Annotated in this window: 9 protein-coding genes and 1 rRNA gene; 8 read left to right on the forward strand and 2 right to left on the reverse strand. The window is 45.4% G+C overall.

What is annotated here, in order from left to right; genetic code table 11:
- Positions 1–107: 107 nt before the first annotated feature.
- From L5L77_RS18505 to L5L77_RS18530, 6 genes are all read left to right on the forward strand, one after another.
- Positions 108–728 (forward strand): thiol:disulfide interchange protein DsbA/DsbL, encoded by a 621-nt coding sequence (locus L5L77_RS18505; protein WP_263163321.1) that lies wholly within the window; start codon positions 108–110, stop codon positions 726–728.
- 631 nt (positions 729–1,359) lie between these two features.
- On the forward strand, positions 1,360–1,626 hold the full coding sequence (locus tag L5L77_RS18510; protein WP_006082142.1) for a DUF4212 domain-containing protein: 267 nt from the start codon (positions 1,360–1,362) through the stop codon (positions 1,624–1,626).
- Between the two features lie 11 nt (positions 1,627–1,637).
- Positions 1,638–3,374, forward strand: a complete 1,737-nt coding sequence (locus tag L5L77_RS18515; RefSeq protein WP_131523557.1) for a sodium:solute symporter family protein — start codon at positions 1,638–1,640, stop codon at positions 3,372–3,374.
- A 199-nt stretch (positions 3,375–3,573) separates the two neighbouring features.
- Positions 3,574–5,421 (forward strand): DUF294 nucleotidyltransferase-like domain-containing protein, encoded by a 1,848-nt coding sequence (locus L5L77_RS18520; RefSeq protein ID WP_263163319.1) that lies wholly within the window; start codon positions 3,574–3,576, stop codon positions 5,419–5,421.
- Position 5,422: 1 nt separating this feature from the next.
- A complete protein-coding gene (locus L5L77_RS18525; RefSeq protein WP_263163317.1) occupies positions 5,423–6,109 on the forward strand; it encodes an exonuclease domain-containing protein in 687 nt (228 codons plus the stop codon).
- Between the two features lie 203 nt (positions 6,110–6,312).
- On the forward strand, positions 6,313–6,906 hold the full coding sequence (locus L5L77_RS18530; protein ID WP_263163315.1) for a lecithin retinol acyltransferase family protein: 594 nt from the start codon (positions 6,313–6,315) through the stop codon (positions 6,904–6,906).
- 88 nt (positions 6,907–6,994) lie between these two features.
- Here L5L77_RS18530 and L5L77_RS18535 read toward each other — a convergent pair whose 3' ends face one another.
- Together L5L77_RS18535 and L5L77_RS18540 are read right to left on the reverse strand one after the other, a co-directional pair.
- Positions 6,995–8,062: a ketoacyl-ACP synthase III gene (locus L5L77_RS18535; protein ID WP_028760951.1), complete on the reverse strand. Its 1,068-nt coding sequence runs from the start codon at positions 8,060–8,062 to the stop codon at positions 6,995–6,997.
- A 91-nt stretch (positions 8,063–8,153) separates the two neighbouring features.
- Entirely contained in the window at positions 8,154–8,825 is a 672-nt protein-coding gene (locus tag L5L77_RS18540; RefSeq protein ID WP_028760950.1) for a GntR family transcriptional regulator, read from the reverse strand.
- 425 nt (positions 8,826–9,250) lie between these two features.
- Between L5L77_RS18540 and gmhB the strand changes: the two genes are divergently transcribed.
- Both gmhB and L5L77_RS18550 read left to right on the forward strand, forming a co-directional pair.
- Complete coding sequence (gmhB, locus tag L5L77_RS18545) at positions 9,251–9,799, forward strand: D-glycero-beta-D-manno-heptose 1,7-bisphosphate 7-phosphatase (RefSeq protein ID WP_219253763.1); 549 nt, start codon at positions 9,251–9,253, stop codon at positions 9,797–9,799.
- 648 nt (positions 9,800–10,447) lie between these two features.
- Positions 10,448–10,678: ribosomal RNA gene (locus L5L77_RS18550) — 16S ribosomal RNA — on the forward strand; the annotation flags it as partial.

Consider the following 10,678-nt stretch of genomic DNA (forward strand, 5'->3'; position numbering starts at 1 on the left):
TGTAAAAGGTAAAAGTTGAACTTTTAGGTTATCTTTGAGTTCCAAATTTGCTTGAGCAAATGTGTAATCCTTATTTAAACAAATGACGAATAAAAAGAGACAATATAATGAGCGTGTTTAATCGAGTTCGACCTATAGCAGTATTTGCGTGCGGATTAATGCTGAGTGCCAGCTTTGCCCTGCAGGCTGCAAGTTTCGAAGAAGGCAAGGATTATGTCACTGTGGCGGGCATTACCGAAGCACAAAAGCCAGTGCTGCGGGAGTTTTTTTCTTATAACTGCACACATTGTTATAAGCAAGAACCGCTCATTGAGTCGACAGTAAAGCTGCTTGGCAAAGATGTGGCCTTTGAGCGTACCCCCGTTGGTGCAGGTCGTCCTGCTTGGGAATTGAGCCAGTTTGCCTATTATATGGCGCAAAAATTAAAGATGACTAAGCAAACCCATGGTGCCATTTTTAAGCAAATTCATGAGAAAGGTGAGCAATTTACCACCCTTGAGCAAGTAAAAGCCTTTTTCCTTGCCCAAGGCGCTAAGGCAGATGATGTCGATGCCGCGATGAATTCCGTCGATGCTAAATTCACCCTAATGAATTATGACTCTCAAGCTGAGCTTGCTGGGATCAAGGGGGTACCGTCATTACTGGTTAATGGCCGTTATATGCTGACCTCAACCGCACATACCGCAGAAGAATTGGCAGCGTTAGTGAAGTTTTTAGCTGCGAAGTAACGGCATTTTATAGACGGACGGCACGCGATGTATCATGCGATGAAAGTAGCTTTTTGCGAGTAACCTTTAGTCACGTTTCCTCAAGGTAGATTGAGTAACCCAGCATAGGCTGGGTTATTTTTTGTTGTTAACCTGCAAGGTGACTATGAGTCAAACCCTAACATTGTGACGAAATGACATGATGAAATAAAACGGTAAGCAATTGGGCTGACCTAGGTTTGATGAGAGATTTAACGTCTCTAATTAATTGAGGAACTCATGATTAAAATTCTCAATAATCTAGGCTAAAAATCTCAAGTATCTGATTTTTAGCCAGTCTAGAGCCGTATTAAAGGTCATTTAAATTTCTAATTTCCCTAGTTCAGACAATAAGTTATTTCTATTTATTGGATGAAAATCCTCTTTCTCCATTCACATCCCACTCATTCATGTTCGACATTGGTCTAACCTGTTAAAAAAGTTAAAACCGCATCAAAATGTAATGTTATTGTTAACTCTTTGAATTTGTTTCTATTCGCTATTTGCAGACAGTGTTTTGAATCACGGGTTAGACGAAAGTCGTGATTGTGCTCACACCAGCTGTTGCTAGATTAAACATGACTTAAAATTAAAACAGCACAGGGGAGTCACTATGGGTTTTGAAAACAACGACAAGGCAAAGGGTTATTGGCGCGAGAATATTCGTCTCGTACTGAGCTTATTAGCCATTTGGGCGGCAGTTTCTTTTGGATGCGGCATTTTATTGGTTGATGTACTCAATGAAGTCCATTTCATGGGATTCAAATTAGGTTTCTGGTTTGCACAACAGGGATCTATGTATGTATTCGTTGCGCTTATCTTTGTCTACGCGGCAAAAGCCAACGCCTTAGATAAAAAATATAACGTACAAGAAGACTAAGGAGCTTTGAGATGGATGTTCAAACACTCACATATATTATCGTAGGGCTCTCATTTGCGCTCTACATTGGGATTGCAATCTGGACCCGTGCGGGTTCAACCAAAGAGTTCTATGTTGCTGGCGGCGGTGTTCACCCTGTGGTGAACGGTATGGCAACGGCGGCAGATTGGATGTCAGCGGCGTCATTTATTTCGTTAGCGGGTATTGTGTCTTTCGTCGGTTACGATGGTAGCGTGTACTTGATGGGCTGGACGGGCGGCTACGTATTGCTTGCCCTTTGTATGGCACCGTATTTACGTAAATTTGGTAAGTTTACTGTGCCAGATTTCGTCGGTGAGCGTTATTACTCACAGGCGGCACGTACTGTAGCGGTTATCTGTGCCATCTTTATTTGCTTTACGTATATTGCAGGGCAAATGCGCGGTGTGGGTGTTGTGTTCTCGCGTTTCCTTGAAGTGGATGTGGATACGGGCGTATATATCGGTATGGCGGTCGTGTTCTTCTACGCGGTACTCGGTGGTATGAAAGGGATTACCTACACTCAGGTTGCCCAATACTGCGTACTGATTTTCGCCTTTATGGTTCCGGCTATTTTCCTTTCAGTGATGATGACGGGCCACTTAGTACCGCAAATTGGTTTTGGTGCTGAGTTACTGGATGCCGCTGGTAATAATAGCGGTGTGTATTTGTTAGAAAAACTCAATAACGTTTCGGTTGAGCTCGGCTTTGCACCTTACACCGACGGTTCTAAGAGCATGATAGATGTGTTCTGTATTACGGGAGCCTTGATGGTGGGTACTGCGGGTTTACCCCATGTTATCGTGCGTTTCTTCACTGTACCTAAGGTGAAGGATGCACGTATCACTGCCGGATGGTCGCTTGTTTTTATTGCGATTATGTACACCACAGTACCTGCGTTAGCAGCGTTCTCCCGCGTGAACATGATTGAAACTATTAACGGTCCCGATTCTAAAGGTGTGGCTTATGAGTCTGCACCAGATTGGATTAAGAACTGGGAAAAAACCGGTTTGATTAAGTGGGATGACAAAAATGGCGACGGTAAAATTTACTATTCGTCAGGTAAGATTGAAGATCCCGCTAGCAAAAATGAAATGAAGATTGATAACGATATTATCGTACTTGCTACGCCAGAAATCGCTAATTTACCAGCTTGGGTTATCGCCCTCGTGGCGGCGGGTGGTTTAGCAGCAGCGTTATCAACATCTGCAGGCTTGCTATTGGTGATTTCAACGTCGGTTTCACACGACCTATTGAAAAAGAATTTAATGCCTAACCTTTCCGATAAAAAAGAGCTGCTATACGCTCGCTTGGCGGCAGGTATCGGCATTGTGATTGCGGGTTACTTTGGGGTGAACCCTCCTGGTTTCGTGGCGGCAGTGGTGGCATTCGCCTTCGGATTAGCGGCTTCCTCACTGTTCCCTGCCATTGTTATGGGTATTTTCTCTAAGACAATGAATAAAGAAGGTGCGATTGCCGGTATGTTAACGGGTCTACTGTTTACTGCTGGTTATATCATCTACTTCAAGTTTGTTGATCCAACGGCTAACATAGCTGCTAACTGGTTTCTGGGTATTTCACCAGAAGGTATTGGTATGGTAGGCATGTTAGTGAACTTCGGTGTGGCAGCGATAGTGAGTCGAGTCACTGCGGCAACACCACTGCATGTTCAGGAGATGGTTGAATCGATTCGTTTCCCTAAAGGTTCGGGTGAAGCAAGCGGCCACTAACCTTACTGCGTAATGGTGAGTACCAACACAAGAGAGCGCTTCGGCGCTCTTTTTTATGGCTCTTTTGGCCAGCCTTTATGATTCTGTGGGGAGTCACTTTATTATGCTTGCGGCTGACTTTAGTCGAATGTAGCGTAGCGACAATGCAGGCTATAGTGATGACATCTCAGTAAAAATTCGCCTAAAGAAGGTGTTGCCTATGAATGCCAGTGAGTTACAACCCGTAGTGCAATTTCTACAGGGACTTGTGCCCTTTGATGCTCTGCCTGAGGATGTTGTTGTGCGCTGCGCTAAGGCTGTTACTGTTGGGTATTACAGCAAAGCCTCTGGTTATGTTAATTTCGACGCGAATTCGCCTAAGTTGTATATGGTGCGTAGCGGCGCCTTTGAGGTGCGCGATCCTGACGGCGTGTTGGTGGATAGAGTGGGTGAGGGTGAGTTTTTTGGCTTTTCTACTTTGTTATCAGGGGAAAAAGTCGTTAATAAAGTCGCTATTCTTGAAGACGGTCTAGTTTATCATCTGCCCCAAGCCTTGTTTGATAGCCTTAGGAGTGAGAGTCGTCACTTCGATAAGTTTTTTACCCGCGCCTTCGCAAAGCGTTTACGCCATGAGGCCCGCTTTAAGGCAAAGGATCTGACGACCACAAGTCGGATAAGTACCTTGATGTCTTCCACTCCCATCGTTATAGATGCCCAAGCTAGCGTGACTCAGGCGGCACTCTTGATGCGAAATCGCCGAGTATCGTCCTTATTGGTGACGGATAATCATAAATTGGTTGGCATCTTAACCGATAAGGATTTGCGTAATCGCGTGTTAGCAGCTGGGCTTGATGGCAGCGTTGCTGTGCATCAAGCCATGACGGTTTCACCTATCTCGATTTCCTCCAATGCATTGATTTTTGAAGCCATGCTGCTGATGAGTGAGCATAATATTCATCACTTACCTATTATCGATCAAGATAAAGCTATCGGTATGGTGACCAGTACTGACATCTTGCGCGGGCAGGGCTCACAACCGCTACTGTTGATTGGTGAGATAGAACGGCAGCAGGATCTTGCCAGTTTAATTGGTGTCAGTAAGCAAATTCCCCTATTGCTGCAAAATCTTATTAGTGCCGATGCCAGAGCTGAAGAAATTGGCCGAGTGTTAACCTCTGTCACCGATGCGCTGACGCGGAGATTAATCTTGCTCAATCAACAATTGCTTGGTGAACCGCCGATGGCCTTTTGCTGGTTGGCATTTGGCTCGCAGGGACGACAAGATCAGGCTGCGTGTTCAGATCAAGATAATGGCTTGTTAGTCGCAGAAGAGATGGATGATTTTGCTAAAGGTTATTTTGATGCCTTAACCCATGCCGTATGCGCAGGGCTTGACCAATGTGGTTATGAATTTTGTCCCGGCAATATTATGGCGCAAAATCCCCAATGGCGGATGTCACTCAAACAGTGGCAACAGGTATTTGAAAAATGGGTCATAACGCCTGAGCCTAAGGCGTTAATGCACGCCAGCATCTTCTTCGATATGCGATCGGTTTACGGTCCACAAACCCTGTTTGATGCCTTACAGGATAAAGTCTTGGCTCAAACCCGCGATAACGATATTTTCCTCGCGGGTATGACAGGCAATTCGCTGGTGGAGTCGCCGCCGTTAGGATTTTTTCGCAAATTTGTACTCGAGCGGGATGGTAGTGAAGTTAAAGGCATCGATTTGAAGCATAAGGGCAATGCTTTGATCAACGATATTTCCCGTGTTTATGCCTTGTCTGCGGGCATTAAAGAAGTGAATACCGCAAAACGTATTCGTGCCTTGATGGATGCGAATATCCTCAATCGACAAGATGCGCTCAATTTGGCTGATGCCCACGAGTTTATCGCCCATATGCGGTTATCGAACCAAGGTTATCAACATAATCAAGGGGTAGAGGTGAGTAATTATTTGCTGCCTGGGCATTTGTCTTCGCTGGTTCGTCATCAGTTACGTGACGCTTTTAAAGTCGTGCATGAGGCGCAGGCGGGGATGAAGATGAAATTTATGCGAAGTTTTTGATATGAATACATTGTTGCTGAAAACTCAGCTCAATTGGCGGGCGCTGCGTTGCCAACATCATTTATTTAAAGGCTATTATCAGTCGCTGTTGCCTCTGCTGGCAATGCCGTTATCTGAAGCGCCGTTAACGGCGATGGATTTGGAGATGACAGGGCTCAATCCACAGCAAGACCAAATTCTCAGTATTGGATTGGTGCCGATTGAGCGCGGTGAGATCCCGTTGGCACGCGCCGAGCAAAAGTTAGTGCAAATTCGCGGTAGTGTAGGCCAAAGCGCGACGATCCACGGCATTCTTGACAATCATTTGGTGCAAGCTGTCACCATTGAAGAAGCCATGTGCTGGTTTATCAATCAAACCTATGGACGCGTGCTGGTGGCACATCATGCCCGTTTAGATTGTCGTTTTTTACAGCAGGATTTATTGACGATTTATCATCAAGCCCTTGTTTTACCTGCAATCGATACTTTAATGGTTGAAAAGCACCGTTTACTACGGGAACATTCAGTGATTAAAGAGGGGAGTTTGCGTCTCGGTGCTTGTCGCGAACGTTACAGTTTACCCATTTATACAGCCCATAGCGCGCTGACCGATGCCTTAGCTTGTGGGGAATTATTACTCGCGCAAATGGCCGCCATGGGCGGTGCGGCAAAGCTTACCGTGGCTGATTTACTGCAAAAATCGACTTAGTCAGTGTTAACTGAAATCACTCTTTGTGGTGAGTGAATCCATTTGAGATGGATTGGTTTCACCTGGATTTCATCTTAGGTTAATCACTGACAAGCTAAACTCAGTTTACATTTAATCCTCTGTTCAAATTCAACCTGCCGTTAACTTGGCAATCCAACCAACTTGTACTTCACTCTACTAAGTTGAGTGTGTAGGAGAATATGATGCCGTTACCTTTACTTTGGGTGGGTGGTGCCGTAATCGGTGCGGTTTTGCTGGCCGATGAGCGCCAGCAGCGTCAACAGCTTGAGCGTGACAGATTACTCGGTAAGGCCCCTAAGTACCCCGTTGCCAATTGCGCTATGGTGGCACCGCCGAGTCAATGGCAAAAGGGATTAAAACAAGTATCGCCAATTCCTGGCAGTATCGTCTGTTGTTATGTTTTTGGCGTGATTGAGCATACTGGCATTTGGCTTGGTGATGATTGCCTCGTAGAGTTACATGGCTCAGGGCTGGTGCGGGCTGTATCGGTAAAGCGTTTTTTAGCGGGACGGACCGGTAGCCAAATCTATCTTGCCTGTAATCACCAACATCAGCCTCTTATTGCCGACTCTGTGTTGCCCCGCGCTGAACAGGCGATTTATCAGTATCGGGAATATGATTTATTCGACAACAATTGCCATCGATTTGTTTGGTCTTGTATTAGTGGCAGCGAAGGCGTGATTAAAGGCTTTAATGAGTTAAATCAAAAACTCGCCGAACATTTTAATCAAGCTATCTATTGGGATGAGATGATCATTAGCAAGCTGAATGAATAAGTTCTGTAGTCATATACTAAAAAAGCCATCGCTTAAGATGGCTTTTATGTTTTAGTGAAACACTATGTAATCGTTTTGCAGAAACCGTTTACGGCTTACAAAAATAATCTACAGCGCGTTTGACTAACTCTATGCCTGTTTTATCACAAGGCGGTAACTCGGCATCACTGATATTGATAGGTGTGACACGATTTCCCCATTGCAGCAAGAGTGCGGCAGAGGTTAAGCCTGCGCCAAAGGCACAAGAGAGTATGGTTTGATTCGGCTTGATAATGCCTTGTTCTAACGCATCACAAATCGCAATTGGAATCGTCGCCGCCGAGGTATTGCCATAATTAGCGATGTTCACGAAGGCTTTTTCTTTCGGGATTTTCATTCGGCTAACTAAGGTATCAATAATACGTTCGTTGGCTTGATGCGGGATCACGAGATCCACTTCATCCTTATCAACACCACATTTTTCAAGCACTTTAGTGCTCAATTTATTCATTCCGTTAATCGCACGCTTGAAGATTTCTTGGCCATCGAATTCAATGAAAAAGTCCAATGAGTCGGCTGAGAATCTGTCCATCGCCGTGCCAAAGCCCGCTTTCAGAATATCACGACCTTCAGGATCGTTATTCAGTTCATAACCGAGCACGCCACCGGCAACATCTGTCGCTTCAACCACAACGGCACCCGCACCATCACCAAATAGCACTGCGGTTTCGCGGCGCGACCAATCTAAATAGAAAGATAAACGTTCAGCACCAATGACTAATACTTTCTTGCTCTGGCCACTCTTGATTTGTGAGCTGGCTAAACCTAAGCCATATAAGAAGCCACTGCAGGCAGCATTGATATCGAATGCGGCACAACTGGCGCCAATATTAGCTTGTACAGTGGATGCAATATTTGGGATCAAAGTGTCTGGGCTGGCACTGGCCAGAATGATCATGTCGATTTCACTGCCATCAATACCCGCTGCTGCGAGCGCACGTTGTGCTGCAACTGAAGCAAGTTCAGAGGTATTTACATGACTGATATGGCGCTGGCTGATCCCTGTGCGAGATTTGATCCATTCGTCGGATGTCTCGATAAAGGTAGCAAGATCATCGTTGGTCAGCGTGGCTGGTGGAACACATTTGCCCCAACCTGTGATAGTGGCGTACTGCATGGTGGTTTCTCTCAAATAAAAAAGGCAGAACCTGAGCGCTGCCTTGAATCGACAACAAAGCTTATCGGCAACTCTAATGGCCGTCCGTGATCTAGACCACCTGTTTGGCGACGAGATCTCGAATTGTCATTGCGGCATGCAGAATATGATGACGCAGTAGCGCCGTCGCTTTTTCTGTTTCTCTCAGTTTGCAGTGGTTGAGCAAAGCCCTGTGCTCATGCTCTGCGGCAGGAATTCCCCCCGCGAGCAATAACTGCAAACGAATGTATCTATCACAATTAGTATTGAGGCCGTGAACAACCTCAAGGGTGTGTGGGCGATTAGCCGCCTGATATAAGCAAGTGTGAAATTGCGTATTCAACTCGCTCCAACTGGCGACGGCATCTTCATGTTTGAAGGCCGACTCCAATTGCTCGAGTACACGTTCTGCTTTTTCTAAATCAGCCTCTTGAAGTCGTGGGATCGCTTTCGCAAGCAGATCGGTTTCGATCATTGCACGTAATTCAAAAAGTTCGGTGACTTGTTCGACGGATAAAACTGTCGCAGTCGCACCTTTATGGGGCTCAAACTTAACGAGTCCTTCGGCTTCGAGTTGCAATAACGCTTCTCTCACCGGAATACGGCTGACATTTAACGCTTCAGCCAAAGCACTTTGTCTGAGGGGTTCTCCTGCGGCTATGTCACCTGAAAGAATTCTCTCTCTGAGCACTTCCACAACTAACTGGGTGCGGGTTTTGTGGACGATAGGAGTAGTTCGACTCATTATTTCCGTCTATTTCGGGTATTTTCTCGTTATTTGCCCAAGATTACCGTTAAAAACACCACAAATAAAGGGAAATGCTTGATTGAGTGCAGCATCTAAGAGACTAATAATGCCCAAAAGACGGGGTTTTTTGTGGTTTTCTCTTACGATTTGAAGCGCATTCCTTGCGAGCGGCTTCGATGGCAACGGTGGCAATTATTTGTAAAAACGCTGTTCAGCTCACTGCTGGATTTTTTTGGACTCTAATTTGGTGGGACAATTACTATCTCGCATAGACACAAGCTGTGCATAGAGATTTGCCTGTACAGCCACGAAATATCACTAACGCGCAATTTAGCACTAAAAGCATAACTTCAGCGGTGCAATTTCTGATAATGAATGGAATAATAGCGCGATAACGCCTTAGGCGATTTGGGAGTATTACAGTGAGTCGAGCAGTATTTTTAGACCGTGATGGCGTGATTAACAAAGACCATGGTTATGTCTATTTAGTGGATGACTTCGAATATATTGACGGTGTGTTTGAATCTTGCCTCTCTTTAAAAGAAATGGGCTACAAGTTAGTTGTCGTCACTAACCAATCTGGTATTGCCCGTGGCATGTACACTGAAGACCAATTCCACAGCTTAACGGAGTGGATGGATTGGAACTTTGCCGACAAAGGGGTCGAGCTCGATGGTATTTACTATTGCCCGCACCATGCCGAGAAAGGCATAGGGGAATATAAGGTCGATTGTGATTGCCGCAAACCTAAGCCGGGTATGCTTAATGATGCGGCGCAATTCTTAAAAATCGACTTAGCGCACTCAGTCATGGTTGGCGACAAAGCCGAAGATATGCAGGCAGCGAAAGCGGCGGGCGTGACTACTCGTATATTAGTGCGCAGTGGTAAGGTTATTGCCGATGACAGTGATGCCACTGTGGTACTCGACAGTATTGCCGATGTGCCGTCTTACTTAAAAAGCCTAGGCTAGTCGCTACGCTATTACTTATAAGCAGATAAACATTTGCTTATAAGTTCATCTCAAGTAGCTACTATCACAGTAGCCAGTAGCGTGGGTTGTTGCTCTTGTTGAATGGAAGCTTGCGTTAAAAGTGATCTAACATGACAAGAGCTAACCAATAGGTTGGCTCTTGTCATTTCTAGCGCTGGATTAATCTCATCTTTGCCCTTAATTCAGCATAGATTCGATAATATTGGCGTTAAAACACACTTTTAGTTTAAAAAGTGTGCGCTTGAATCGTTTTTCGTAATTATTCGCGCCAAAGGGGTTGCGGTAAAATCTGACATCCCTATAATGCGCATCCACTGACCCAGCGGGGTCAAGGGTTAAACGCTGAATAAGCTGCTAACCATGCTCTTTAACAATTTATCAAGCAAATCTGTGTGGACACTCACAGGTGTTGAGTTAATCGAAACTGCTTAACCTTAGGGTTGGCAGTCAAAAATTTAAATCAATGTTTTCAAGTCATTCTTCTCAACGAGAAGCGTGACTGAGTGTTCATAGTAATATGTACATACAGTAATGTATGAGTTGAAACGTGATGCTTCTTAGTGAGCAAAGCGAATCAAAACAGTAGAATTCATTGAGCCGTTTGACGTGAGTCAAACAACAAAACTTTAATTGAAGAGTTTGATCATGGCTCAGATTGAACGCTGGCGGCAGGCCTAACACATGCAAGTCGAGCGGCAGCACAAGGGAGTTTACTTCTGAGGTGGCGAGCGGCGGACGGGTGAGTAATGCCTAGGGATCTGCCCAGTCGAGGGGGATAACAGTTGGAAACGACTGCTAATACCGCATACGCCCTAYGGGGGAAAGGAGGGGACCTTCGGGCCTTCCGCGATTGGATGA

It is taken from the genome of Shewanella sp. SM29, assembly GCF_025654245.1.
Lineage (GTDB): Bacteria > Pseudomonadota > Gammaproteobacteria > Enterobacterales > Shewanellaceae > Shewanella > Shewanella oncorhynchi.

Excerpts from the sequence above, each read along its gene's own strand:
- L5L77_RS18525 (WP_263163317.1), top strand. The coding sequence starts at position 5,423 with ATGAATACATTGTTGCTGAAAACTCAGCTCAATTGGCGGGCGCTGCGT.
- L5L77_RS18515 (WP_131523557.1), top strand. The coding sequence starts at position 1,638 with ATGGATGTTCAAACACTCACATATATTATCGTAGGGCTCTCATTTGCG.
- L5L77_RS18535 (WP_028760951.1), bottom strand. The coding sequence starts at position 8,062 with ATGCAGTACGCCACTATCACAGGTTGGGGCAAATGTGTTCCACCAGCC.
- L5L77_RS18530 (WP_263163315.1), top strand. The coding sequence starts at position 6,313 with ATGCCGTTACCTTTACTTTGGGTGGGTGGTGCCGTAATCGGTGCGGTT.
- L5L77_RS18510 (WP_006082142.1), top strand. The coding sequence starts at position 1,360 with ATGGGTTTTGAAAACAACGACAAGGCAAAGGGTTATTGGCGCGAGAAT.
- L5L77_RS18540 (WP_028760950.1), bottom strand. The coding sequence starts at position 8,825 with ATGAGTCGAACTACTCCTATCGTCCACAAAACCCGCACCCAGTTAGTT.
- L5L77_RS18505 (WP_263163321.1), top strand. The coding sequence starts at position 108 with ATGAGCGTGTTTAATCGAGTTCGACCTATAGCAGTATTTGCGTGCGGA.
- L5L77_RS18520 (WP_263163319.1), top strand. The coding sequence starts at position 3,574 with ATGAATGCCAGTGAGTTACAACCCGTAGTGCAATTTCTACAGGGACTT.